The organism is Bradyrhizobium sp. cf659, from assembly GCF_900113725.1.
In the GTDB taxonomy this organism is placed as follows: domain Bacteria; phylum Pseudomonadota; class Alphaproteobacteria; order Rhizobiales; family Xanthobacteraceae; genus Bradyrhizobium.
In genome coordinates, this window is the sequence record NZ_FOQJ01000002.1 from 579,555 (window position 1) to 605,406 (window position 25,852).

The 25,852-nt window shown below is 65.2% G+C and carries 21 protein-coding genes and 1 pseudogene; 18 read left to right on the top strand and 4 right to left on the bottom strand.

Annotation, left to right across the window (positions count from 1 at the left end):
* Positions 1-66 precede the first annotated feature (66 nt).
* Together BM118_RS11880 and BM118_RS11885 are read left to right on the top strand one after the other, a co-directional pair.
* Positions 67-273 carry a DUF2065 domain-containing protein gene (locus BM118_RS11880; protein WP_092185398.1) on the top strand — a complete coding sequence of 69 codons (207 nt, stop codon included), beginning with the start codon at positions 67-69 and terminating at the stop codon, positions 271-273.
* Between the two features lie 143 nt (positions 274-416).
* A complete protein-coding gene (locus BM118_RS11885; RefSeq protein ID WP_092185400.1) occupies positions 417-1,937 on the top strand; it encodes a Do family serine endopeptidase in 1,521 nt (506 codons plus the stop codon).
* Between the two features lie 140 nt (positions 1,938-2,077).
* Here BM118_RS11885 and serB read toward each other — a convergent pair whose 3' ends face one another.
* Positions 2,078-2,983, bottom strand: a complete 906-nt coding sequence (gene serB, locus BM118_RS11890) for a phosphoserine phosphatase SerB (RefSeq protein WP_092185402.1) — start codon at positions 2,981-2,983, stop codon at positions 2,078-2,080.
* An 11-nt stretch (positions 2,984-2,994) separates the two neighbouring features.
* Between serB and miaA the strand changes: the two genes are divergently transcribed.
* The 10 genes from miaA to BM118_RS11940 all read left to right on the top strand — a co-directional run bounded on the left by miaA (position 2,995) and on the right by BM118_RS11940 (position 16,001).
* Complete coding sequence (miaA, locus tag BM118_RS11895; protein WP_092185404.1) at positions 2,995-3,951, top strand: tRNA (adenosine(37)-N6)-dimethylallyltransferase MiaA; 957 nt, start codon at positions 2,995-2,997, stop codon at positions 3,949-3,951.
* A gap of 328 nt (positions 3,952-4,279) precedes the next feature.
* A complete protein-coding gene (locus tag BM118_RS11900) occupies positions 4,280-6,055 on the top strand; it encodes an acetolactate synthase 3 large subunit (protein WP_092185406.1) in 1,776 nt (591 codons plus the stop codon).
* A gap of 4 nt (positions 6,056-6,059) precedes the next feature.
* Positions 6,060-7,013: a threonine dehydratase gene (locus BM118_RS11905; RefSeq protein ID WP_092185408.1), complete on the top strand. Its 954-nt coding sequence runs from the start codon at positions 6,060-6,062 to the stop codon at positions 7,011-7,013.
* 151 nt (positions 7,014-7,164) lie between these two features.
* On the top strand, positions 7,165-7,707 hold the full coding sequence (ilvN, locus tag BM118_RS11910; protein WP_011089241.1) for an acetolactate synthase small subunit: 543 nt from the start codon (positions 7,165-7,167) through the stop codon (positions 7,705-7,707).
* A gap of 3 nt (positions 7,708-7,710) precedes the next feature.
* Positions 7,711-8,406 (top strand): class I SAM-dependent methyltransferase, encoded by a 696-nt coding sequence (locus BM118_RS11915; RefSeq protein ID WP_092185410.1) that lies wholly within the window; start codon positions 7,711-7,713, stop codon positions 8,404-8,406.
* 49 nt (positions 8,407-8,455) lie between these two features.
* Entirely contained in the window at positions 8,456-9,331 is an 876-nt protein-coding gene (locus BM118_RS11920) for an EamA family transporter (RefSeq protein WP_092185412.1), read from the top strand.
* 7 nt (positions 9,332-9,338) lie between these two features.
* The gene (locus tag BM118_RS11925; protein ID WP_177234221.1) at positions 9,339-9,941 is read left to right on the top strand and encodes a LysE family translocator; all 603 of its coding nucleotides are present in this window, start codon (positions 9,339-9,341) and stop codon (positions 9,939-9,941) included.
* A gap of 132 nt (positions 9,942-10,073) precedes the next feature.
* Positions 10,074-11,093, top strand: a complete 1,020-nt coding sequence (ilvC, locus tag BM118_RS11930) for a ketol-acid reductoisomerase (protein WP_027544763.1) — start codon at positions 10,074-10,076, stop codon at positions 11,091-11,093.
* A gap of 411 nt (positions 11,094-11,504) precedes the next feature.
* A complete protein-coding gene (locus tag BM118_RS11935) occupies positions 11,505-14,849 on the top strand; it encodes a bifunctional diguanylate cyclase/phosphodiesterase (RefSeq protein ID WP_244550129.1) in 3,345 nt (1,114 codons plus the stop codon).
* A gap of 51 nt (positions 14,850-14,900) precedes the next feature.
* Positions 14,901-16,001, top strand: coding sequence for a DUF2336 domain-containing protein (locus tag BM118_RS11940; protein WP_092185418.1), 1,101 nt, complete (start codon positions 14,901-14,903; stop codon positions 15,999-16,001).
* A 39-nt stretch (positions 16,002-16,040) separates the two neighbouring features.
* On the opposite strand, the pseudogene BM118_RS11945 reads toward BM118_RS11940, so the two are convergent.
* Positions 16,041-16,651 (bottom strand): annotated as a pseudogene (locus BM118_RS11945) (hypothetical protein).
* Between the two features lie 106 nt (positions 16,652-16,757).
* On the opposite strand from BM118_RS11945, the gene BM118_RS11950 reads away from it, so the two are divergent.
* Entirely contained in the window at positions 16,758-17,411 is a 654-nt protein-coding gene (locus BM118_RS11950; protein WP_244550130.1) for a TetR/AcrR family transcriptional regulator, read from the top strand.
* A 197-nt stretch (positions 17,412-17,608) separates the two neighbouring features.
* Complete coding sequence (locus tag BM118_RS11955) at positions 17,609-19,321, top strand: sulfatase-like hydrolase/transferase (RefSeq protein WP_092185422.1); 1,713 nt, start codon at positions 17,609-17,611, stop codon at positions 19,319-19,321.
* A gap of 190 nt (positions 19,322-19,511) precedes the next feature.
* Here the strand turns inward: BM118_RS11955 and BM118_RS11960 are convergent, their stop codons facing one another.
* Together BM118_RS11960 and BM118_RS11965 are read right to left on the bottom strand one after the other, a co-directional pair.
* Positions 19,512-21,071, bottom strand: a complete 1,560-nt coding sequence (locus BM118_RS11960; RefSeq protein WP_092185424.1) for a glycine betaine ABC transporter substrate-binding protein — start codon at positions 21,069-21,071, stop codon at positions 19,512-19,514.
* Positions 21,068-21,850, bottom strand: a complete 783-nt coding sequence (locus BM118_RS11965) for an ATP-binding cassette domain-containing protein (RefSeq protein ID WP_092185426.1) — start codon at positions 21,848-21,850, stop codon at positions 21,068-21,070. Before BM118_RS11965 ends, BM118_RS11960 begins: the two co-directional genes overlap by 4 nt.
* A 276-nt stretch (positions 21,851-22,126) precedes the next feature.
* Here BM118_RS11965 and BM118_RS11970 point away from each other — a divergent pair, with 276 nt between their 5' ends.
* The 4 genes from BM118_RS11970 to BM118_RS11985 all read left to right on the top strand — a co-directional run bounded on the left by BM118_RS11970 (position 22,127) and on the right by BM118_RS11985 (position 25,850).
* Entirely contained in the window at positions 22,127-22,945 is an 819-nt protein-coding gene (locus BM118_RS11970; protein ID WP_092185428.1) for an ABC transporter ATP-binding protein, read from the top strand.
* Entirely contained in the window at positions 22,945-23,733 is a 789-nt protein-coding gene (locus BM118_RS11975; protein ID WP_092185430.1) for an ABC transporter permease, read from the top strand. Before BM118_RS11970 ends, BM118_RS11975 begins: the two co-directional genes overlap by 1 nt.
* Positions 23,734-23,834: 101 nt before the next feature.
* A complete protein-coding gene (locus tag BM118_RS11980; protein ID WP_038966481.1) occupies positions 23,835-24,371 on the top strand; it encodes a DUF305 domain-containing protein in 537 nt (178 codons plus the stop codon).
* A 9-nt stretch (positions 24,372-24,380) separates the two neighbouring features.
* The gene (locus BM118_RS11985; RefSeq protein ID WP_092185432.1) at positions 24,381-25,850 is read left to right on the top strand and encodes a YncE family protein; all 1,470 of its coding nucleotides are present in this window, start codon (positions 24,381-24,383) and stop codon (positions 25,848-25,850) included.
* Positions 25,851-25,852: the final 2 nt, after the last annotated feature.

Sequence of the window (25,852 nt, forward strand, 5' to 3'; positions counted from 1 at the left end):
GGACGAGGGCGGCAGATCTGGCCGCCCTTTGTCCAGAAGAACAGCATAACGGGAGGTTCCAATCCGATGAGGTCCATTGCGTTCGCCGACTTCCTCATCGGCTTGGGCATTCTGTTCGTGCTGGAAGGCTTGATGTTCGCGGCTAGTCCGAACTGGATGCGCAAGGCCATGAAGAGCGCCATGGCCACGCCGGACAATGTCCTGCGGGTGGTCGGGATCGGTTCGGCCGTGGCCGGCCTGATCCTGATCTGGGTGATGCGGCGTCCGATTTAGACCTCGCGCCAACGCCAAAGTGAAGGCGAGGGACCGGTTTTCGCCGTATTATGCGGGTCTTGAGGCCCGTGAAGCTCCGCGCTTGCGCCGTGCCCCCGTTCGAGCGCAGTCTTGACGCCGAATCCCTTTCTCTGGAGATCACTATGACCGCTGCCATCATTGCCCCGTCCCGCTTGCGCCATCGTGCGCGACTTGGCGTGAGAATTGGGCTGGCCGCGCTCGCCGTCAGTGCTTTCGGCGCTTTCGGCACGCCGGCTCATGCGCGCGGGCCGGAGGGCATCGCCGACGTCGCCGAGAAGGTGATCGACGCGGTCGTCAATATCTCGACCTCGCAGACCGTCGAAGCCAAGGGCGGCGGCAGCAACACCATGCCGCAACTGCCACCCGGCTCGCCCTTCGAGGAGTTCTTCGACGACTTCTTCAAGAACCGCCGCGGCCCCGGTGGCCCCGGCGGCAAGGGCGGCGACAACAGCCCGCCCCGCAAGACCAACTCGCTCGGCTCCGGCTTCATCATCGACACGTCGGGTGTCGTCGTCACCAACAACCACGTCATTGCGGACGCCGACGAGATCAACGTCATCCTCAACGACGGTACCAAGATCAAGGCCGAGCTGGTCGGCGTCGACAAGAAGACCGACCTCGCCGTGTTGAAGTTCAAGCCGACGAAGCCGCTGGTCGCGGTGAAGTTCGGCGACTCCGACAAGCTGCGCCTCGGCGACTGGGTGGTCGCGATCGGCAACCCGTTCAGCTTGGGGGGCACGGTGACGGCCGGCATCGTCTCGGCCAAGAACCGCGACATCTCCTCGGGTCCCTATGACAGCTACATCCAGACCGACGCGGCCATCAACCGCGGTAATTCCGGTGGTCCGCTGTTCAATCTCGATGGCGACGTCATCGGCGTCAACACGCTGATCATCTCGCCCTCCGGCGGCTCGATCGGCATCGGCTTCGCCGTGCCGTCGAAGACGGTCGTGGGCGTCGTCGACCAGCTCCGCCAGTTCGGCGAGCTGCGCCGCGGCTGGCTGGGGGTGCGCATCCAGAGCGTCACCGACGAGATCGCTGAGAGCCTCAACATCAAGCCGCCGCGCGGTGCGCTGGTTGCAGGCGTCGACGACAAGGGGCCGGCCAAGCCCGCCGGCATCGAGCCCGGCGACGTCGTCGTCAAGTTCGACGGCAAGGACGTCAAGGATCCGAAGGATCTCTCCCGTGTCGTCGCCGACACGGCGGTCGGCAAGGAGGTCGACGTCATCATCATCCGCAAGGGCCAGGAGGAGACCAAGAAGGTCACGCTCGGACGCCTCCAGGATCCCGACAAGGTGCAGGCCGCGGTGAAGACCGACGAGCCCGCGCCCGAGAAGCTGGTGACGCAGAAGGCGCTCGGCCTCGATCTCGCCGCGCTGAGCAAGGACTTGCGCACGCGCTACAAGATCAAGGACAGCGTCAAGGGCGTGGTCGTCACCAATGTCGAGGCCAATTCGGACGCTGCCGAGAAGCGCCTGTCCGCCGGCGACGTCATCGTCGAGGTGGCGCAGGAGGCCGTCTCCAGCGGCGCCGACATCCAGAAGCGGGTCGACCAGCTCAAGAAGGACGGCAAGAAGTCGGTGCTGCTGCTGGTCTCCAACGCCGACGGCGAGCTGCGGTTTGTTGCGCTGAGCGTGCAGTAAGAGCACGTTCTCGACCGCGCACTCAACTGTCATGCCCCGCGAAAGCGGGGCATCCAGTACGCCGCGGCTTCTCCGTATACGTCGCTGTCTCTGGAATACTGGATCACCCGCCTTCGCGGGTGATGACGGCGGAGGGGAGGCTACGCCTCCACAAACTCCTCGCGCCGATACCCCTGCGCATACAGCAGGGCGGTGAGATCGCCGTGGTCGATCCGCGCCGCCGCGGCGGCCGCCACGGCCGGCTTGGCGTGATAGGCCACGCCCAGTCCCGCCGCCTGGATCATCGCCAGATCATTGGCACCGTCGCCGACCACGACCGAGTCGATGTCGTCGAGATCGAACGATTCCATCAGATCCACCAGCGTGGCGAGCTTGGCCGCGCGGCCCAAAATCGGCTCCTTGACCTCGCCGGTGAACTTGCCGTCGCGCACGATCAGTTCGTTGGCGCGGTTCTCCTGGAAGCCGATCCGGGCGGCGACCGCGCTCGTGAACAGCGTGAAGCCGCCGGAGACGAGGCAGGTATAGGCGCCGTGCGCCCGCATGGTCGCGACCAGTGCGCGGCCGCCCGGGGTCAGCGTGATGCGCTTGGCCAGCACCTCGTCGACGACACCGGCGGGAAGGTCCTTCAAGAGCGCGACGCGCTCGCGCAGCGCCGGCTCGAACTCGATCTCGCCGCGCATCGCGCGTTCGGTGATGGCGGCGACATGGGCCTTCATCCCGACGAGATCGGCGAGCTCGTCGATGCATTCCTGGCCGATCATGGTGGAATCCATGTCGGCGAGAAAAAGCTTCTTGCGCCGGGCGCCGGCAGGCTGCACGACGATGTCGATCGGCAGGTCGCCGCGAAGCTCGCGCAACCGCTGTTCGATGGCGTGGCGGTCGCCTTCGAGGTTACTGTCGGCGCCGAAGGGAATGTCGACCGCAACCCCGTCGAACAGCCAGTGCGCAGGCGCCGCCTGAGGCAGCACGGCGCGGGCGCCGTCGACGATGGTGCTGTCGAGCGCGGGACTATCGGGATTGCAGATCAGCGTGGCGACGAGGGACATTTGAGGTTTTCGTGAGCGAGAGGCAAGTCAGCGGAAGCCATGTTGGCAAGGCCGTGCTTATCGCAGGCCCGACCGCCAGCGGCAAGTCGGCGCTGGCGCTCGAGCTGGCGCTCGCCACCGGCGGCGTCGTCATCAATGCCGATTCCATGCAGGTCTACCGCGACCTGCGCATCATCACGGCGCGCCCCACACGGGCGGACGAGGCGCTCGTGCCTCATCGTCTCTATGGCCATGTCGATGCCGCCGTGAATTTCTCGGCCGGCGCCTGGGTGAACGATGCGGCGACGGCGCTCGAAGGGGCGAGAGCCGAAGGCCGCCTGCCGATCTTCATCGGCGGCACCGGGCTCTATTTCAAGGCGCTGACCGCGGGCCTCTCCGTGGTGCCGCCGATCCCTGCCGAGGTGCGCGAAGGCGTGCGCGCGCGGCTGGAGCGGAGCGGCGTCGAGGCGCTGCATGCGGAACTCGCGGCCCGCGATCCGCGTGCGGCCGGGCGATTGAACTTGCGCGACCGCACCCGCATCGCGCGCGCGCTCGAAGTGGTCGAGGCGACCGGGCGCTCGCTGCTCGACTGGCACCAGGAGGGTCAGCCGCCGCTGTTGCCCAGGGACAGTTTTCACGCGGTGTTCCTCGCTCCCGGGCGTGACGAGCTCTATGCCCGCATCGATGCCCGCTTCGACGCCATGCTCGGCGCCGGCGCCTTGAGGGAGATCGAGCGCCTCGCCGCCCGAAAGCTCGATCCGCTGCTGCCGGCGATGAAGGCCCACGGCGTGCCGGCCCTGATCCGGCATTTGCGCGGTGAGCTCAGCCTGGACGAGGCGGCCACGATCGGCCGTGCCGATACCCGCCATTACGCCAAGCGCCAGTTCACCTGGTTCCGGCACCAATTGCCGGAGTTCGAATGGGTGAAGCTGGAGGAGGCGAGGGGCTGGCTGGCGGCGATCGTGAACGCGGCGCAGGACCCTGACTGACGTGCTTTTGTGCCGGGTTCCCGAATTTACCTCTCGCCGAACCCCGGGAACGCCGCTACACTGCCAAAATCGCGCGGGAACGGCCGCATCGCCTTGACATCCAGGCTTTGGCCGCTATGTTTCGCGCAACCTTTGGGAAGCCGGGCGCCTGCCATGCGTAACATTATTACCAAACTCCTTATCGCCGTCGTATCCAGGCACACCGCCGGGGATGGCTAGCTGCCATCCACATGACAGGCGGTGTGCATGGGCCCTCTTCGGGGCCTTTTTTATTTCCTGAACCCGACACGAACGAAGCCGCTGGCAACAGCGCATCCGGAGCAAGCCAATGACCGACAAGAGCCACGATCCGAACCAGATGACGGGCGCCGCGATGATCGTCCGCGCGCTCATCGATCACGGCGTGACCGACATTTTCGGCTATCCCGGCGGCGCGGTGCTTCCGATCTATGACGAGATCTTCCAGCAGAGCGAGGTCCAGCACATCCTGGTCCGGCACGAGCAGGGCGCGGGCCACGCCGCCGAGGGCTATGCGCGCTCGACCGGCAAGCCGGGCGTTGCGCTGGTGACCTCCGGTCCCGGCGCCACCAATATGGTGACGCCGCTGACCGACGCGCTGATGGACTCGATCCCGCTGGTCTGCATCTCCGGCCAGGTGCCGACGCATCTGATCGGCAACGACGCGTTCCAGGAATGCGACACGGTCGGCATCACGCGTCCCTGCACCAAGCACAACTGGCTGGTGCGCGACGTCAATGATCTCGCAAAGGTCCTGCACGAGGCGTTCTACGTTGCGACCACGGGCCGTCCGGGCCCGGTGCTGGTCGACGTGCCCAAGGACGTGCAGTTCGCGACCGGCACCTATCACCCGCCGCGCAAGTCCGACGTGCACCGCTCCTACGCGCCGCGCGTGAAGGGTGATGCGACGCAGATCCGCAAGGCCGTCTCGCTGCTCGCGAACGCCAAGCGTCCCGTGATCTACAGCGGCGGCGGCGTGATCAATTCCGGTCCTGAAGCCACCAAGCTGCTGCGCGAGCTGGTCGAGGTCACCGGTTTTCCGATCACCTCCACACTGATGGGCCTCGGCGCGTACCCGGCGTCGGGCAAAAACTGGCTCGGCATGCTCGGCATGCACGGCACCTATGAGGCCAACATGACGATGCATGATTGCGACGTCATGCTGTGCGTCGGCGCGCGCTTCGACGACCGCATCACCGGCCGCGTCGACGCGTTCTCGCCGGGCTCGAAGAAGATCCACATCGACATCGATCCGTCCTCGATCAACAAGAACATCCGTGTCGACGTGCCGATCATCGGCGATTGCGGCAACATCCTCGGCGACATCCTCCAGGTGTACAAGGCGGAGGCGAAGAAGCCCGACACCAAGGCGTGGTGGCAGCAGATCGCGCAGTGGCGCGCCCGCAACTCGCTCTATTACAGGAAGAGCAACGACGTCATCCTGCCGCAGCACGCGATCCAGAGCCTGTTCGAGGCGACGCGCGGCAAGGATACCTACATCACGACCGAGGTCGGCCAGCACCAGATGTGGGCGGCGCAGTTCTACGGCTTCGAGGAGCCGCATCGCTGGATGACATCAGGCGGGCTCGGCACCATGGGCTACGGCCTGCCCGCCGCGGTCGGCGTGCAGGTGGCGCACCCGGACAGCCTCGTCATCGACATCGCAGGCGATGCCTCGGTGCAGATGACGATCCAGGAGATGTCGACGGCAGTCCAGTACGAATTGCCGATCAAGATCTTCATCCTCAACAACCAGTACATGGGCATGGTGCGGCAGTGGCAGCAACTGCTGCACGGCAACCGCCTGTCGCATTCCTACTCGGAGGCGTTGCCGGATTTCGTCAAGCTCGCGGAAGCCTATGGCGGCGTCGGCATCCAGGTGCACAAGCCTTCCGATCTCGACGGCGCCATCCAGGAGATGATCTCGGTCAAGCGTCCGGTGCTGTTCGACTGCCGCGTCGCGGCGCTCGAAAACTGCTTCCCGATGATCCCCTCCGGCAAGGCGCACAACGAGATGCTGTTGCCGGAGCAGGCGAACGACGAGGCGACGGCCAAGGCGTTCGCAGGCGGCAAGGCGCTGGTGTGACGTCATGTTCGACCTGAAGGAGCTCGAGCGCGCACACGAGATCGTGGGGCAGGCGGTGCCGGCCACGCCGGCGCATGCCTGGCCGCTGCTCGCTGAACGCCTCGGCACCGGGGTTGTCGTCAAGCACGAAAACCACACGCCGATCGGGGCCTTCAAGGTGCGCGGCGGCCTCGTCTATCTCGATCGGCTCAAGCGCGAGCGGCCGAAGACGCCGGGCATCATCTCGGCGACGCGCGGCAATCACGGCCAGAGCCTCGCGTTCGCGGCGAGCCGTCACGGCGTGCCTGCCGTGATCTACGTGCCCCGCGGCAACTCGGTCGAGAAGAACCGCGCGATGAAGGCCTTTGGCGCCGAGCTGGTCGAGCATGGCGAGGACTTTCAGGCGGCCGCGGAAGAGGCCCAACGGCGCGCCCAATTTACCGGCCTGCACATGGTGCCGTCGTTCCATCCGGATCTCGTGCTCGGCGTCGCCACCTATGCGCTCGAACTGTTCCGGACGGCGCCAGATCTCGATGTTCTCTACGTGCCGATCGGGCAGGGCTCTGGAATCTCCGGCTGCATCATGGCACGCGACCTCCTGGGCCTGAAGACCGAGATCGTCGGCGTGCAGTCGACCGAAGCGCCGTCCTATGCGCTGTCGTTCGCGGCCGGCAAGATCGTGACCACCGAGACCAGCAACACGCTTGCCGACGGCATGGCGACGCGCATTCCCGACGCCGATGCGCTGGCGCTGATCCGCAAGGGCGCCTCGCGGATCGTACAGGTGACCGACGACGAGGTCGCCGCGGCGATCCGCGCCTACTGGACCGACACGCACAATCTCGCCGAAGGCGCCGGTGCCGCCGCGCTCGCTGCGGCGCTTCAGGAAAAGACAAAACTGTCGGGCAAGCGCGTCGGTCTCGTGCTGTCCGGCGGCAATATCGATTTCGATCTGTTCAAGCGATGGGTGGTCGCATGATTGCGCGAGCGCTCGCCAATTGCACCACCGTCATCGTCCGGCTTGACCGGACGATCCAGTACGCCGCGGCAGATGTGAGACCCACTATGCCGGTGATGACTGGATGCCCCGCCTTCGCGGGGCATGACAAGAAAGAATAGAGGGGACGACAATGAACCAGCCCGCATCCGCCTATTTCATCGAGGATCGCCACGATCCCAACGAGACACATACGCTTTCGGTGCTCGTGCAGAACGAGCCCGGCGTGCTCGCGCGCGTCATCGGCCTGTTCTCCGGGCGCGGCTACAACATCGAGAGCCTCACGGTCTCGGAGACCGAGGCGCAGAAGCACCTGTCGCGCATCACCATCGTCACCACCGGAACGCCGATGGTGATCGAGCAGATCAAGCACCAGCTCGACCGCATGATCCCGGTCTACCGCGTCGTCGACATGACCCAGACCAAGCGCTCGATCGAGCGCGAGCTTGCGATGGTGAAGGTGCGCGGGCAGGGCGAGCACCGGGTCGAGGCGCTCAGGCTGGCGGATGCGTTCCGCGCCCGCGTGATCGACGCCACCACCGAGAGCTTTGTGTTCGAGATCACAGGCAATACGGACAAGATCAATCAATATATCGATCTGATGCGCCCGCTCGGCCTTGTCGAGGTGTCGCGCACGGGCGTTGCCGCGATCGGCCGCGGGCCTGAAGGGATGTGAGCCATGCTGGCGCGCGACTGGTACTATAACGAGCGGAACCGGATGGGCATCGAGCCCGCGGTGGCGTCGATCTACGACAGCCACGACGATGCCGATCTGCGGGCGCGCGCCGCCCTGAAAATGCTCGGTGTCCAGCGCGGCTGGCGCATCGCCGACATCGGCTGCGGCAACGGCGTGCTCGCCACCGAAGCTGCGCTGATGGGCGCCGAGGTCGACGCCATCGACATCTCGCCGGCGATGCTGGCGCTCGCCGAGATCTATGCGCGCGACCGCAAGGCGCCCGTGCGCACGCAATCGGCCGGCCTGCTCAGCTTCGCCTACCGGCCGGAATCCTACGATCTGATCGTCAGCGAGTTCACGCTGCATCATCTGCCGGATTTCTGGAAAGTGGTGGCGATGTCCCGGATCTTTCGCGCGCTGAAGCCGGGAGCGAGCTTCTATCTGCGCGACATCGTCTACGTCTCGGTGCCCGACGCGGTCGAGCGCGACGTCGAGCAGTGGGCCGACTTCCAGATCAAGAACCACGATTTCTCCCGTGAGGGCGTGGTGACGCATATGCGCGACGAATATTCCACCTTCGGCTGGGTGATGGAGCGGATGCTGACCGACGTCGGCTTCACGCTGGTCTCGGCCGACTATCACGCACCGATGCACGGCACATATCTGCTGCGGAAACCGAAAGCCGGCGAGCAAGGCTAGACCAGAACAAGAAACAGGGCTGCACGACAGGGCAGAACCGGGAACAACAATGAAGCCGGCCGACATCCTCATCGCCCTCGTGGTGGCGATCATCTGGGGGCTTGCCTTCGTGGCGAGCCGGATCGCGCTCGACGAGTTTTCGCCGGAGCTGATGACGGCGATGCGCTTCACCATTGCCGCGGTGCCGTGCCTGTTCATCCGCAAGCCCAAGATCGCCTGGTCGCTGCTGATCGCGATCAGCTTCACGCTGTTTCTCGGCCAGTTCCTGAGCCAGGCCTATGGCATCGCCCATGGCGTGCCGGTGGGCTTGACCTCCGTCGTCGTGCAGAGCCAGGCGCTGTTCACGATCGGCTTTGCCGCGATCGCCTTCGGCGAGCGGCCGACGCCGATGCAGACCCTCGGCATCGTGATCGCCGCAGCCGGCCTGCTGATGATCTGCGGCACCGTCGGCTACGATTTCAGCGTCGGTGCCTTCGCGGTGCTGATGATCGCGCCGGTCAGCTTCGCCATCGGCAACATTCTGCTGCGTGGCGCGCGCGGCGTGCCGATGTTCGACCTGTTCGCCTGGCTTTGCCTTGCCACTGCGGTCCCGTTGTTCGCACTCTCGCTCGTCGTCAACGGGCCGGTGCCGACCTGGCAGTCCCTGATCCACATGTCGGTGACCGGTCTCGTCTGCCTGCTGATGATCGGCGCTATCTCCACCAGCATCGCCTATTGGCTGTGGGGCCGGCTGCTGCGTGATTATCCCGCTGCCCAAGTGGTGCCGTTCGCCCTGCTGGTGCCGTTCGTCGGCTCGGCCGCCTCCAGCATCGTGTTCGGCGAACGCTTCGGACCCCTGAGGCTCGCCGGCATGCTGACCGTGATCGGCGGTATCGCGGTGATGGTGCTGGCGAAGCGCCCGCAAGTCCTGCCGAAGATCGCGTGAGGTGAATATGGCTTACTCGCTCTTCTATGCCTTCCTCGCCTTCATGGTGGTGATGTACTTCACCCCCGGGCCGAACAACATCATGCTGCTGGCGTCGGGCCTGACCTATGGCTTCCGTCGCACCATCCCCCACATCGCCGGCATCGTCATCGGCTTTGCCTTCATGGTCGCCGCGGTGGGCCTCGGGCTAGGGACCGTGTTCCTGGCCTATCCGATCCTCCAGACCATCCTGAAATATGCCGGTGCGGTCTACCTGATCTATCTTGCTGCCGTGATCGCCATGTCCGGCCCGACCACGCCGGACGGCGAGAGCGGCCGCGGCCCGATGACCTTCTGGGGCGCGGCCATGTTCCAGTGGATCAACGCCAAGGGCTGGGTGATCGTGATCGGCACCATCACCGCCTATGCGGCGATTGCCCAGTTTCCCGTCAACATCGCGATCCAGACCCTGATCAGCCTGCTCGTCGGCACGGCCTCGACCGTGGTCTGGGCCCTGTTCGGCACTGCGCTACGGCCGGTCCTGACCTCCGAGCGGCTGGTCCGGGCCTTCAACATCGTGATGGCAATCCTGCTGCTCGCCTCCCTCTACCCCGTTTTCATGGATGCATGATGTCGCGGATTTCCATGCAGAAACGGGTTTCCCTAGGGGCTGAAAATGCTCTAGACAGCCCCCGAAATCCGCAAATTTCACCCTTCGGACACTGAGCTTTGGCCGATTCTGGCCCTGAATGAGGAAACGACTATGCGTGTTTATTACGATCGCGACGCCGACCTGAACCTGATCAAGGGCAAGAAGGTCGTCATCGTCGGCTATGGCAGCCAGGGCCACGCCCACGCGCTGAACCTGAAGGATTCCGGCGTCAAGGAAGTCGCCATTGCGCTGCGCAAGGGCTCGGCCTCGGCCAAGAAGGCGGAAGCCGCCGGCTTCAAGGTGATGGAAGTCGCCGAAGCCGCCAAATGGGCCGACCTCGTCATGATGCTGACCCCGGACGAGCTCCAGGGCGACATCTACCGCGAGCACCTGCACGACAACATGAAGAAGGGCGCCGCCCTCGTCTTCGCGCACGGCCTCAACGTCCACTTCAACCTGCTCGACCCGCGCGCCGACCTCGACGTGCTGATGATCGCGCCGAAGGGCCCCGGCCACACCGTGCGCTCGGAGTATCAGCGCGGCGGCGGCGTGCCCTGCCTGATCGCGATCGCCAAGGACGTCTCGGGCAACGCCCATGACCTCGGCCTGTCCTACGCCTCCGCCATCGGTGGCGGCCGCGCCGGCATCATCGAGACCACCTTCAAGGAAGAGTGCGAGACCGACCTGTTCGGCGAGCAGGTCGTGCTCTGCGGCGGCCTGGTCGAGCTGATCAAGGGCGGCTACGAGACCCTGGTCGAAGCCGGCTACGCCCCGGAGATGGCCTATTTCGAGTGCCTGCACGAAGTGAAGCTGATCGTCGACCTGATCTATGAAGGCGGCATCGCCAACATGAACTACTCGATCTCCAACACCGCCGAGTACGGCGAGTACGTCACCGGTCCGCGCATCGTCACCGCCGAGACCAAAGCCGAGATGAAGCGCGTTCTCGCCGACATCCAGGGCGGCAAGTTCGCCCGCGACTGGATGCTCGAGAACAAGGTCAACCAGACCTCGTTCAAGGCGACCCGCGCCAAGCTCGCCCAGCACCCGATCGAGGAAGTCGGCGCGAAACTCCGCGACATGATGCCCTGGATCAAGAAGGGCGCGCTGGTCGACAAGAGCAAGAACTGACGGCAACGCCGTCGTTCCGGGGGCGTGACGACCTCGCGCCCCCGGACCTCGATCCATGCTCATGAGTTTCCCGGGTTTGCACGGACGCAAGCCCTGGGAATGACGCGGGGAGGCGATGTCCGACTTGCTCCCCGCAATCTCGCCGATCCTGCGCGCGGCTCACTCGCGCGCCGCGAAGCTCCTGGCGAAACCGGCTTCGGTTTTGCAGGCCGCGGGCGGCGTTTTCCCAATATTTTCCGAGTGCTAGGACACCGTTGCGGTCGCAGTTCCGTACGATTACGGAGTTAAATTGTGATGGGCAGATCAACCAAATCTTAGCGCGACCGAGCGACGGTAAAAACCGATTGCCCGAACCACAGAGCCGCAATGCTGAGAGCTTGGCGAAAGCTGGCCGGATCGCCGGGATCGTCCGTGACGATCCTGGGCTTGCTGTTTTCGCTCGTTGTCGTCGCCTGGTTTCTCTTCGACCTGGCCATCCGCTATCGAGAAGCAGTCGCATCTGCGAAGACCGACACTCTCAATCTCTCGGCCATTCTGGCCGAGCATGCCGCGGTGACGTTCGAAGACATCGATCGTGTGCTGCTGGAGGCGCAGGCGATCCGCAAGGACTCCTTGTCCGGAAGATACGCCGATCCTGGTGCGGCCAATCTCGCGCTGCGTCAGTTGGTCAAGAGCTCGTCGATTCTGGTCGCCGTCGGCTGGACCGATGCATCCGGAGCGGTCGTCGCGCATTCCTACGATCACGCGCTGCCGCGTAGCAACATCTCCGATATGCCGCACTTCATCGCGCAGCGCGACGGCGCCGGCACCGGCACCGGATTGTTCGTTGCGCCACCCTTTCGCTCGGCAGGTGGCGACAAATGGTTCACTGCGGCGTCACGCCGGTTGAACAATCCGGATGGGAGCTTTGCCGGCGTGGTTACTGCGCCGCTGGATCAATCCTTTCTGCTGAAGATCTATCGCAAGATCGACCTGGGCCCTGACGGCTCGGTGGTTCTGTTCCATCGCGGCGGACGGATCCTTGCGCGCGTACCGGAACAGAAGGATGCTGTGGGCATGTCGGTCGCCGGCGGCCCCCTGTTTACCAAGTATCTGCCGGTCTCCGAGGCGGACTCGTACGAACTCACGAGCCCCGTCGACGGCGTCGCGCGCATTGCAGGCTACAAGGCCGTGTCCGGCCTGCCGCTGGTTTTGGCGGTGACTTACTCCCGCAGTCACGTGTTGCAGCCGCTGTACCGGCATCTCTACACCTTCGGCCCGCTGGCTGCCGCGATCGTCATCATCATTCTGATCGGCACATTCCTGCTGCGGCGGCAAACCAATGCGCTTGCGGCGTCGAGTGCCCGGTTCAATGCCGCCTTGAGCAACATGCCGCATGGGCTCAGCATGTTTGATGCCGACGAGAGGCTATTGGTCGCCAACAGCCGTTACCGCGTGATGTATGATCTCACGGAGTCGCAGGTCCAATCTGGAACGCCGCTCAGCAGCATCGTCGGCAGCTACAAGGCGTCGGGAGCCGAACTCGATGTGGCGGAATTCCTCGATGGCGCAAAGCACCGGGCGCCGCGGATCCTCACGCTTGCCGACGGCCGGATCATCTCGATCCTGCGCACGCCCATGGCCGATGGCGGCTGGGTCGCGACCCATGAGGACATCACCGACCAGCGGCGTCACGAGACCCTGCTGGCGGAAAATGCCGCCGAGCTGAAGCTCATCAATACGCGGTTCGATGTGGCGATCAACAACATGAATCAGGGGCTGTGCCTGTTTGACGCCGACAAGAACCTGGTCGTCTCCAACAGCCGCTACCAGCAGATGTACGATCTGCCGGACGAGCTGGTGCGGCCAGGCACGCCGCTGCAACGGATACTGCAACACTATGCGGATCGCGGCGAAACGAGCTCCCTGACGGTCGACCAGCATGTCCGGCTCATGCCGACCCTGCGGCAGCAGGATTACGTGTTGAAAGACCACCGCCAGATCCTGATCCAGCGCAAGCCGCTGCCGGACGGCGGCTGGGTCGCGACGCACGAAGACGTCACCGAGCAAAAGCGCGGCGAGCAGATGCTGGCCCAGAAGGCAGCGGAGCTGGAGGCGATCAACACGCGCTTCGATGCTGCGCTCAACAACATGTCCCAGGGGCTCTGCATGTTCGATGCGGACCAGAGGATCGTGGTCTCGAACGCGCGCTATGCCGAAATTTATCATCTGAGCGGCGATCAGATAGGGCCAGGTACTTCGCTGGCGCAGATTCTCGAATATCGCCGCGAAAAAGGCACGTATTTTGCCGACGTCGCGCCGGACGTCTATCTCAGCCAGAACGTGAAGCAGCTGAGCGAGACCCGGGAACTCGCCGACGGCAGGGTGGTCGCGATTGCGCGGCACATGATGCCGGATGGCGGCTGGCTGACGACCCACGAGGATATTACCGATCGAGCGAGAAACGAGAAGCGTATCGCCTATCTGGCGCAACACGATCTGCTCACGGGTCTTGCGAACCGCGCCGTGTTCTCCGAAAAGCTCGGCGATGCCGCAAAGCGGTCGCAGCGTCATGGCACGACGTTCACCGTGCTGATGCTGGATCTCGACAGGTTCAAGGCCGTCAACGATACGCTCGGCCACGCCGCGGGCGACCAGTTGCTGGTTGAGGTGGCGCGGCGGCTGAGTTCATCGTTGCGGGATACCGATGTGCTGGCGCGGCTCGGCGGTGACGAATTCGCGATCATCCAGGAGAACGAAAAAGATCAGAGCGAGTGCGCGATTGCTCTCGCTCTGAGGATCATCGGCCTGATCGAGCAACCCTTCGATCTCGGCGGCCATCGCGTCAGCGTCGGCACCAGCGTCGGCATCGCCTTCGCGCCGGAGCATGGCACCGACGCCGAGACGTTGCTGCAGAAGGCGGATGTCGCGCTCTACGTGACGAAATCTGCGGGCCGAAACGATTTCCGCATCTTCCAGCCCGAAATGACGCAAGCTGCCGACACGCAGAAGTCGATGGAAGGCGAACTGCGGGAAGCGATGGCCCGCAACGAGTTCGAGCTGCACTACCAGCCGGTGATCGACGCCAGGACGCGCACGATGACGGGCCTGGAATGTTTCGTGCGCTGGCATCACCCGTCGAAGGGCGTGCTGGCGCCTGTGCAGTTCCTTGGTGTCGCCGAGCAGGCCGGACTGATGGTGCCGCTCGGTGAATGGATATTGCGACAGGCCTGCCTGGACGCGGCTGCCTGGCCGGCGCACATCAAGGTCGCCGTCAACATGAGCGCCGCCCAGTTCCACAGGAGCAACGTGCTCGACGTCGTCCTGTGCGCGCTGGTCGAGTCGGGATTGGCGCCCAAGCGCCTCGAACTCGAAATACCGGACGCTGCACTCCTAGATGGGAATCTTGCGGCCCACCTGCTGACGGTCCGGCAACTGAAGAACCTCGGTGTCGGCGTCGTCCTCGACAATTGCGGTGTGGGCTATTCCGCTGCGAGCTACCTCCAGAGCTTCCCATTCGACAAGTTCAAGATCGACCGCGCGATCGTGAAGGACTGCACGACGCGAAGGGATTGCGCCGCGGTCGTCGCCTCCGCCGTCGCATTGGCCCGCGGTCTCGGTGTCGCCACGGTCGCCAAGGGGGTCGAGACCCCTGCGCAATTCGAGGCCCTTCAAGCGGCGGGAGTGGACTTCGTCCAGGGATATCTGTTCGGGCGACCCGTGCCGAACCCTGAAGTCAGTTTCGATTTGCCGTTGCCGGCACAAAACGTCGCGTGATCTCATGACCTCCGTCGGAACACAGGCAACTCGATCCCCAGGTCACGAGAGATGAATTTGGAGAAGGGCCTGATCGATCAACTCGAGATCGCTCTGGCGAGCCCGGAGCTGTCGAAGCGCGCCGAACTCCTGCACCAGGTCGCCGATCTCTTCGTGCTCGGCTCGGGCAAGTTCACCGACGAGCAGATCGATCTGTTCGACGAGGTGATGAGCACGCTCCTCAAGAATATCGAATGCGCCGCCCGGGCGGCCTTCGGGAGCCGGCTTTCCGGATTGCCTGACGCGCCGCGCCGGACGATCCGCCTGCTGGCGTTTGACGACGCGCCAGAGGTGGCGGCGCCGGTCCTGGAGCACTCGCCACAGCTCGACGAGGCGAGCTTGGAGGAGAATGCGCGGACCAAGAGCCAGGATCACCTGCTGGCCATCGCCGGCCGTAGCCGGTTGACGGAACCCGTCACCGACGTCCTGGTCGAGCGCGGCAACAGCGACGTTGCGGTGCGGACAGCCGGTAACGGTGGGGCCAGGTTCTCGGTCCAGGGAATGTCCAGGCTCACCAGCCGGGCCCGGGACAATGGCGCGCTCGCCATGTGCATCTGGGCTCGCCCCGATATCCCGCGCGAGAGCTTGCTGAAATTGTTCGTCCATGCGTCCGAGATGGTGAGGCGCAAGCTGGAGGCGGCCGATCCGCGCCAGGCGGCGCTGATCCGGAGTGCCATTGCGGAGAGCTCCGATGAGCTTCAGACGATGGCGCGGGCAGGCTCGAGCGAGCATGCCCGGGCGTTGGCCGAGGTGAGCTCCCTGCATTCGAGCGGGCAACTCGACGAGGCACGCGTGCTCGGCTTCATCGGCGAGCGAAGCTTCGACAAGACCGCCGTCGCGCTGTCGCTCATGAGCGATCTGCCGATCGGAGCGATCGAGCGCGCGCTGGTTCGCTCCGAGCCCGAGCAGATTCTCATTCTCGCGAAGGCCATCGGTCTGTCCTGGGACACGACGAAGGCGATCTTGACGTTTCAGCCCGGTTCGGCCCACGAGGCGAAGGAACGATTGGACCAGTGCTTTGCGAGCTTCCTCCGGTTGAAGCCAGGTACCGCGAAGGCTGCGCTCCAATTCTACCGGCTCCGCGAGCGGGCCGGCCAGGGTCCTGTCCACTAGCGGAGGCGAACCTAAACCACATTCCCGGTCTCGCGCCGTTCAGCGCGCCGCGACGGTCCGGCCGCGCGGATGGACGGCCATCGCGATCAGCCGCAGCGCCATCACGGCGAGCAGGGGGACGAGGAACGCGGCATCGCCGGCACGCGCTTGCCGAACGACACCATGAACTGGAACCAGAGGTAATAGCCACCTGTAAGGTGCAGGGCGCGCCAGGCGCGCGGCCCGATCAGCGCGGCGGTGCGGTCGAACGAGGTCGCGCTCAGCGCGATGATGAAGGCATAGCCGATGCTGCCGAAGATGTAGGAGGCGGCCGAGGTCGCCTCCGCAAAGCCGGCCGGATCCATGTTGGCGAACGCGACGATCGCGACCGCGTGGATCGCGTGGGAGGCCGCGAAGCTCAAGCCCAGATAGCGGCGGTTGCGACGCTGCCAGCGCGTCCAGGCATTGGGCCACAGCCGGGCGAGAGCCGTGGCGCTGAAGGCGAGGCAGAACAGCGTGAGCGAGCTGCGCGCCGTGAAGCGGATCACCATCCGCACGCCCTCGGCCTCGAATTGCCGCATCGAGGCGATCCACAGGCTGAGGACGATCAGGCTGAGGGTGAGGGCGGCCAGCAGCCGCCAGCCTTCGAGCCAGCTTTGACGTTGTGACATGGCGGCCTCCTCCATTATGTAATCATTGATTACATTTGGGCTGAGCGTGTCCGTCAATGGTGTAATCGCTGCTTACATTCACGTTCGGGTGATGCTAGAAGGCCCGATGCCCGCCCGTCAGACCTCCAAGCCGCGCGCCCGCCGCCAAACACCCCAGGCCCGGCCGTACCACCACGGCGACCTTCGCCGCGTGCTGATCGATGCTGCGCTGCAACTGGCGGAGGAGGGCGCCGAGGTCTCCGTGCGCGAGGCGGCGCGCCGGGCCGCGGTATCGCCGGGGGCGCCGTTCCGGCACTTCCCCAACCGCGATGCCCTGATGGCGGCGGTGGCCGCGGAGGCGCAGCGGCGCTTTCGTGCCGAGATCGAGGCGGCGATGGGCGAGGCTCCGGTCGCCGATCCGCTCGGCCGCTTCCGGGCCTTTGGCCTCGCCTATCTGCGCTGGGCGAGGCGCAATCCCGCGCATTTCGAGATCATCTCGACGGGGCGCTATTTCGCCCATGGCAGCTCCGCGGAGCTGACGCGCGACAATGCCGAGCTGATCGCCCTGACGGAGCGAATACTGGCAGAGGCGGCGGAGCAGGGCCTGCTGCGGCCGGCCGACCTCAAGCGCATCCAGATCGCCGGCCGCGCCCTGGTCTACGGCTTTGCCCGGATGAACCTCGATGGCCACTTTCCGCGCTGGGGCGTGGAGGAGGGTGAGATCGAGCGGATGGCGGAAGGGGTCATCGACCTGTTCATTGCCGGGATCGCCAAGCCCTAGCGTTGCTTGCCGCGCGGCACATTCGCCCGCCGCCAAGATTAAGAAGGTTGGATGGCGGCGCGCGTTGCCTGTCCTTGACTGTTCCGTTACAGTTTTATGACACGGTGCAGGCTTCCGGCTGCGCCGGATGCCCTAGCCGCCTTCGGGCCGGCCAGACGGCTAGGATCATCGCGCCGGACCAGCAGTTGCGTGTGTCGATGGCGTCCGCGCCCAATCCAGGTCCTTCTGCCACGACCGCCGTGCTGGCGAGCGTCGCCGCGCTCGGCATCTGGCGGCTGCTCGCGGTCGCCGCGCCGCATCTCGCGGCGCTCGCGCTGATGTACGAGACCGAGACCGATTTCGGCTCGCGCCTCTCCTTCGCGCTCGCCTGGGGCATCCTCAATTTCTTCTGGATCACGCTGCTGCGCCGGCCGGCGCTGTCGGGCGCGCTGTCGCTGACCATGGTCGTCGTGCTGGTGCTGCTGTCGCGGCTGAAGCACGACGTCGTGCAGATGACGGTGAACTTCATCGACCTGATGATGATCGACCGCGACACCGTCGCGTTCCTGTTCACGATCTTCCCGAATTTGCGCTGGTCGGTGATCCTGGCCGGCCTCGTCACGCTGCCGCTGATGTATGCGCTGTGGTGGCTCGATCCGTTCCGCATCCGCCGCCTGCCGGCGCTCGCCTGCAAGCTCGCTTGTCTTGCCGCGCTGGTCGGCTATTCGCTCTATCATCCGGATGAGGCCTGGCGCGGCTATTACGACGACGGCTATCTCTCGAAGTTCTTCCGCTCCGGCGTCAGCGCGGTGTCCGACTTCGCGCAGTACGGCTTCATGGAATCGGCCGCCTCGACCAATGAGCGGCTCAACATGCCGCTGGTTGACGCCTGCCATCCCGCGGGCCGCCGGCCGAACATCATCATGATCCATGATGAATCGAGCTTCGACATCCGCGCCGCCCAGGGCATCAAGGTGCCACAGGGCTATGGCAACCACTTCAAGTCGTGGGACGGCAAGCAGCGCACGTTTATGGCCGAGAGCAATGGCGGGCCGAGCTGGTTCACCGAATACAACGTGCTCGCCGGCCTCTCCTCGCGCTCGTTCGGGCGCTTCGCGTATTTCGTGACGCGCATCGCAACGGGCCGCGTCGAGCGCGGCCTGCCGCTGGCGCTGCGCCGCTGCGGCTACGATACCCTGTCGCTCTATCCCGCCTATGGCGGCTTCATGGGCGCGCGCAGCTTCCAGATGACGACCGGCGTCGAACGCTTCCTCGATTCGAAGGATCTCGGCGCCAAGGACGTCGAGCCGGATTCGTTCTTCTACGACAAGGCGCTCCGGCTGATGGGCGAGCGGACGCCGAACAAGCCGCTGTTCACCTTCATCTATCTCGGCGCCAATCATTTCCCCTGGGAGACGCGCTTCCGTCCCGATTTGCTGCCGAACTGGCGCGCGCCGGGCAATGTGGCTTCCATCGACGAATATCTGCGCCGGCAGGCGATGAGCGCCGAGCAGTACAAGGCTTTCGTCGCCGGCCTCAAGAAGACCTTTCCCGGCGAGCCCTTCCTGATCGTGCGCTATGGCGATCATCAGCCCGAGTTCGCGCCGAACCTGCTCGAGCCCGGGCTCGACGAGGGCGCTCTCGGCAAGAAGCTCGACGCCTACGATCCGCGCCTCTACGCGACCTACTACGCGATCGACGCCGTCAATTTCGAGCCGGTGAAGAGCGAGGCCGTGATGGACACGATCGACGGCGCCTATCTGCCGCTGGTGATCCAGGAAGCCGCCGGCATCCCGCTCGACCCGTCCTTCGCCGAGCAGAAAGACATCATGCTCCGCTGCAAGGGCATCTTCTACGGCTGCAAGGACGGTGCCGAAGCGCGGCGCCTGAACCGGCTGCTGATCAATGCGGGGATGATCCGGGGGCTGTAGGCCTCTGACGCGTTTTGCGAGGACGGTCCTTTGGCGCGTCGATGCCTCCCCCAGTGTCGTCCTGGCGAAGGCCAGGACCCATACCGCGTGATCCATCAATTCAAGCGCGGGGCCAGTACCGCCCACATATCGCCTGCTGTGGTAATGGGTCCTGGCTTTCGCCAGGACGACACCGAGTAAATGGCGGGACCTACTGCCTGCCGACCTTCTCCCACAGCCACTTCGCCACCACATCCGGCGACGAGGTCGCGTCGTTGCCGGCGGCGCGCAAATTCGCTTCCCGCATCGTGGCGATGTCGATCTTGCCGAGCAGCGGGTTCAGCGCCGTCTTCAGCCGCTCGTCACCGGCGCGCTTGGGGGCGAGCAGCAGGATCGCATCGTAGGGCGGGATTGCGTGCTTGGGATCGTCGAGCACAACGAGGTCGTATTTCGCGATCAGCCCGTCACTGGTGTAGCCGGCGATGACGTCGACCTCGCCGCTGGCGACCGCTGCATACATGAAGTCCGGCTGCATCTGGCGCTGGGCGCGGAATTGAAGGCCGTAGGCCTTTTGCAACGCCGCCCATTCGGGCCGCGAGAAGAACTCGTAGTCGCCGGCAATCGACAGCGTCGATGCGTGCGCGGCGAGATCGGTGATGGTGCGGATGCCAAGCGCTTCGGCGCGCTTTTTCGGGATCACCAGCGCATAGGCATTCTCGAAGCCGAGCTCGCCGAGCAGGGTGATGTTCTCCTTCGCGAGTGCTGTCTTCAGCTCCGCGATCAGCTCGGCGCGCGGCTTGATGTCGGTGCGATGCAGCTGGTTGGCCCAGAGCGTGCCGGAATAGTCGATGTAGAGATCGATGTCGCCGGCCTTCAGCGCCCCGAAGATCACGCTCGAGCCGAGGCCCGAGCGCGCCGTGGCCGACAGGCCGGCCGCCTGGAGGCGATCCCTGAGCAGGGCCGACAGCACATATTGCTCGGCGAAGGTCTTGGCGCCGACGACATAGCCCTGCGACGAGCGGCCCATCGTCGGCACCAGCGTTGCGGCGACCAGTGCCGCGATCCCGACTGCGCCGAGCCCGGTGCGCAGGCGGCTGCGGCGCCGCAGGCCGCCCTCGATCAGGCCGAGCAGCTGATCGACAGCGAGCGCCAGCAGGGCGGAGGCAAGGCAGCCGAACAGCACGAACACCCAGTTCTGGGTCTGGAGCCCGGCAAAGATGTAGTTGCCGAGGCTGGTCTGCCCGATCGGGGTCGAGAGCGTTGCGGTGCCGATCACCCACACCGCGGCGGTGCGGATGCCGGCCATCATCACCGGCAGCGCCAGCGGCAGCTCGACCAGGACCAGCGACTGCCGCGCGGTCATGCCGACGCCCTCAGCGGCTTCGATCAGCGCCGGATCGATGCCGTTCAGCCCGGTGATGCCGTTGCGCAGCACCGGCAGCATCGAATACAGCGCCAGCGCCAGCATCGCCGGCAGGAAGCCGAACGCCGAGAAGGAGATTCCGAACCAGGCGAGCGTCAGGGCCGCCGCCGCCAGCAACAACGGATAGAACAGCGCGAGCAGCGCCAGTCCGGGCACGGTCTGCACTATGCTGGCGAGCGCGAGCAGGATGCCGCGCGGCGCCGGGCGGTTGCGTGTCAGGATCGCCAGCGGCAGGCTGACGGCGAGGCCGAGCGCCAGCGCGGCCAGGCTCACCCGCACGTGGTTGCCGAGATAGTCGGGAAGATGCGACAGCGCATCGCTCCAGCGCGGATCGGTGAAGAGGCTCATGCCGCACCGCTCTGTGGCAGCAGCGCGTTCAGCCGTTCGACCTGGCGCCGCGGCGTGCGCAGCAGCTCCAGCACATAGGCGTCGGTGCTGTTCGAGAGCTCCGCGGGCGTGCCCTGCGCGAGCAGCTTGCCGCTGTGCATCACCGCGATGCGGTCGGCGAGCAAAATCGCTTCCGTCATGTCATGCGTGATCATGACCGTGGTCAGGCCGAGCTTGCGATGCAGCGAACGATAGTCGTCGCCGAGCGCATCGCGGGTGAGGGGATCGAGCGCGCCGAACGGCTCGTCCATCAGCACGATGCGGGGTTTTGCCGCAAGCGCCCGCGCCACGCCGACGCGCTGGCGCTGGCCGCCGGAGAGCGCCTCGGGCAACCGGTCGCGATGCGCGGCGCGGTCGAGCTGCACGAGCTCCAGCAGCTCGTCGACGCGTGCTGCGATTGCCGCTCCCGGCTCGCCCAGCAGCTTTGGCGTGATCCCGATATTGTCGGCGACACTCAAGTGCGGGAACAGCCCGCCGCTCTGGAAGACGTAGCCGATCCGGCGTCGCAGCGCGACCGGATCGACGTTTTGCACGTCCTCGCCCTCGACCGTGATGGTGCCGCCATCCGCCTCGATCAGCCGGTTGGCGAGCCGCAGCAGCGTGGTCTTGCCCGAGCCCGAGCCGCCGACGATGGCCACAAACTCGCCCTCGGCGATGTCGAGCAACACATCGTCCACGGCCCTGAGGGAGCCGAAGCTCTTGGTGACCTTTTGGTAGCTGATCGCCGGCTTGGTAGCCATTGGACGCGGCTCACTCTTCCTTACCCTCCCTGGAGGGGGAGGGTCGCTCGCGCAACGCGCGGGCGGGGTGGGGTGATCTCTCAACACGGGCGGTGAGGGACGTGGAGAGACCCGCCACCCTGTCCCGTCTCACATTTCGCTTCGCTTCATGCGCACCGACCCTCCCCTCCAGGGAGGGTAAGGGTACGGCGTGACCCATGCGTAGCACGCTTGGCGGGTTGATTGAACTTGGCCGCGCGAGCGGTTAAGGCATCGGACCAAATTCGGAGGGAACACATGACAACGCCCACGGCGGTGGCGCTGGAAGATGCCAAGGTCGCGTTCCGGCTGGGGGACGGACGGGTCTATACGGCGGTGGAGAAGGCGCATCTTGCGGTCGCGCAGGGCGAGTTCGTCGCCATCGTCGGCCCGACCGGCTGCGGGAAATCGACGCTGCTCAACGTCGCGGCCGGCCTGCTGAGGCCTGCCGCCGGAAGCGTCAAGATCTTCGACCGGCCGCTCGCGGGGCTGAACCGGGATGCCGGCTATCTGTTCCAGGCCGATGCGCTGTTCCCCTGGAAGACCGCGCTCGACAACGTCGCGATCGGGCTCGAGATCAAGGGCACGCCGCGGGCCGAGGCGCTGCCGCGGGCGCAGAAATGGCTGACTTCGGTCGGCCTCGGCGCCTTCGCCAATCGTTATCCGCACATGCTCTCGGGCGGCCAGCGCAAGCGCGTGGCGCTGGCGCAGGTCCTGATCCGCGATCCCAAGATCCTGCTGATGGACGAGCCGTTCGGGCCGCTCGATGCCCAGACCCGCCAGGTGATGGGCAATCTGCTGCTCGATCTCTGGAACGCCGACCGCAAGGCCGTGCTGTTCGTGACCCATGACCTGGAAGAGGCGATCGCGCTCGCCGACCGCGTCGTGATCATGTCGGCGGGGCCGTCCTCGCGCATCATCGGCGACTGGCGCGTCAGCTTGCAGCGCCCGCGCGACATCTTCGAGGTGCGGCTGGACAAGGAGTTCCATGCGCTCCACCGCGAGATCTGGAGCGTGCTCAAGGACGAGGTGATGAAGGGCTACGCGCAATCCACCCAAGCGGCGGAGGCGGTCTGATGTCGCGCCCGACGCTGCTTGCGCTGCAAGTCCTGGTCGCAGTCGTCTGCATTGTGCTGTGGCAGGTACTGTCGACCGTCCCCGTGTTCGGCAGGATCCTGCTGCCGCCGTTCTTCTTCTCCAACCCGTTCGACGTGTTCAGCCAGATCGTGAAGTGGTTTGCCTCCGGCGTGATCTGGAAGCACCTCGGCATCACGCTCGTGGAATCGATCCTCGCCTTCGTGATCGGATCGCTCGGTGGGGTGCTGATCGGCTTCTGGTTCGCGCGCCAGCCGCTGGTCGCCGCGGTGTTCGACCCTTACGTGAAAATGGTCAACGCACTGCCGCGCGTGGTGCTGGCGCCGATCTTCGCGCTGTGGCTCGGCCTCGGCATCTGGTCCAAGGTCGCGCTCGGCGTGACGCTGGTGTTCTTCATCGTGTTCTTCAACGTCTATCAGGGCGTCAAGGAGGTCAGCCGCACCGTGCTCGACAATGGCCGCATGCTCGGCATGAGCGAGCGGCAATTGATGCAGCACGTCTATTGGCCGTCGGCGCTGTCCTGGATGTTCTCCTCGCTGCACACCTCGGTCGGCTTCGCCGTGGTCGGCGCCGTCGTCGGCGAATATCTGGGATCGGCGGCCGGCCTCGGCTATCTGATCCAGCAGGCCGAAGGCGTGTTCGACGTCGCCGGCGTGTTCGCCGGCATGTTCGTGCTGTCGGCCTTCGTCATCCTGATCGACTTCGGGGTCACGCTGGTCGAGCGGCGCTTGCTGGTGTGGCGGCCGACAGCGTTGGATGGACGCGGCTAGCCGCCGCGTTGTCCTGCTGACATTTATGTGATTGACCGGCCGGAATAGAACGCGCGCCCACGCGTCATACCCCCATGCAACCACCTGCATGGGAGTTCAGGATGCACCGGTCACAGTTTCATCGCCTCGTTGCGGCGCTCGCAGGCAGATGCCGATGGCCAAGGCCCGGCCTCGGCATGGCACTCATCGGCGCACGCATTCTCGTCGCCTTCGCAATTCCTCCGCTCGTATTCGCGCATGAAGCCCATCCGGCCAACCCGCCGGCTGCGCTGAGCGCGGAGGAGCGTGCGTTCCTGGAAGAAAACGAATCCGCCATGGCCAAGATGATGAACGACATGGCGGCCAAGCCGACCGGCGACGTCGATCGCGACTTCGTCGCGATGATGAATCCGCATCATCAGGGTGCGATCGACATGGCGGTCATCGAATTGCGCTACGGCAAGAACGAGCAGTTGCGGCGCATCGCCCAGGAAATCATCGTCGACCAGATGCAGGAGATCGCGGCCATGAAGCTCGCGATCGGCGAACCGGCAACCGATACGACGCCCGCCCCGACCCAGCCGCCGTCTGGTCCCGTTGCAAGCGTCCATCATCACCCGGGCATGCAGATGGACATGTCCGCCGGAATGAAGAAGTAGGAGCGCCACATGAAGACGTCGAGAAGCAGCATCGGGAAGAGCATCTTCCTGGCGGCCACCATGCTTGCAACCGGTTCAGCCGCATGGGCAGGGCAGGCGCCGGGCGCGCTGTCCTCACCCGATATTCCGATCAGCCATCACGACCGCGTCTATGCCGCGGAGCAGTTCTCGAACACGGTCTCGGTGACCGACCCGGTCGACAACAAGCTGCTTGGGGTGATCCGGCTCGGCGACCCGCAGCCCGGCAATTTCAGCCCGCTCTACAAGGGCCAGGTTCTCGTGCATGGCATGGGCTTTTCGCCCGATCACAAGACGCTTGCCGTGGTGTCGATCGGCTCAAACTCGGTCACCTTCATCGACACCGCGACCAATGCGGTCAAGCACACGACCTATATCGGGCGGTCGCCGCACGAGGCGTTCTTCACGCCGGACGGCAAGGAGGTGTGGGTCACCGTTCGTGGCGAAAACTACATCTCCGTGATCGACCCGCACAGCTTTGAGGAAAAAAGCCGCATCACCACCCCCAGCGGGCCGGGCATGCAGATGTTTTCACCGGACGGCAAATACGCCTACATCTGCTCGTCCTTCAATCCCGAGACCGACGTCGTCGCGGTCGCCGAGCACAAGATCATCGCCAAGGTGAAGCAGGAAAGCCCGTTCTGCCCGAACATCGCGGTGACGCCGGATGGAAACCAGGTGTGGTTCACGCTGAAGGATACGGGCAGGACGCAGGTGTTCAACGCCAGGCCGCCGTTCAACCCGATCAAGACGATCGATACCGGTCCGATCACCAACCACGTCAATTTCGCGCACACTGCCAGGGGGACATTTGCCTACGTCACCATCGGTGGCCTGAACCAGGTGAAGGTGTTCCGCACCGACGATTTCTCGCAAGTCGCGACGATCCCGGTCGGCAATCTGCCGCACGGCGTCTGGCCGTCTGGCGACGGCACGCGCATCTATGTCGGGCTTGAGAACGCCGACGCGCTCGCGGCGATCGACACCGCAACCAACAGCGTGGTGGCGAATGTCCCGATCGGCCAGGCGCCGCAGGCCATTGCCTACGTTCCAGGCGCGGCTCCCAATCCGGATGACCGCCAGAACTTGCAGGCCCTCGGCGTTGCCGGCCAGGTCGCTCATCTCGCGCTTGCATCCAGGGACGGTTCGAAGGACGGAAAGGCGCCGACCAGCGTCTCGCTGTTCGATCAGGGCCTGATCCAGATCTTGCAGGCTTCGGTGACGGGACTTGAGCCCAGGCAGAAATATGTGCTGGCGCTGGCGGAACGCAGTGACGGAAGCGGCCCGCTACAGCCATTGGCGGCGTTCATGACCAATACGGCCGGATCGGCCATCGTCAACGCGGCCGGCCCGATCCGGCAGATCGTCGATCAGTCCGCCGTGGCTGGAAAGCGATATCTGGTGATCGCCTCCGGAGACGCGGCCGGGCCCGGCGAGGCGGTCCAGATCGAGACGCAATGACG